Genomic DNA, 380 nt, shown 5'->3' on the forward strand with positions numbered 1-380 from the left:
CGGATTAAGTGAGGAATGGCTTGAAAACAGCACCCAAAATATTATCATTCCCATGGAAGGGGAAATTGATTCCATGAATGTATCAGTTGCCGCAGGTATCTTAATCTTTGAGGCGAAAAGACAAAGGCGCTAAACGCAATTCCGAATTTAAGATTCAGAATTTAGAATTCAGGATTACGAAACCACATCTGCATCCTCGGCGAAAATCAGCGGAATCAGCGGGAATAATTTTTTAAAACCTGCAACATGTAACCTGGAACGACCAAAACTATTTCGTTCAGATCTCCTATTTTTGGGTGGTTGTTTCTACTTATATTTAACCCAAATTAAAAAACCTTGACTGCAAATACTCTCTTCTACATTATCCTGGCGATCATCAT

At 38.4% G+C, this 380-nt stretch carries 1 protein-coding gene; it reads left to right on the top strand.

Annotated elements, in window-relative coordinates; all coding sequences use genetic code 11:
• On the top strand, positions 1–133 hold a 133-nt coding region (locus HC175_RS20310), incomplete at its 5' end, for an RNA methyltransferase (RefSeq protein WP_168139855.1).
• Positions 134–380 lie beyond the last annotated feature (247 nt).

The organism is Salinimicrobium oceani (assembly GCF_012037645.1).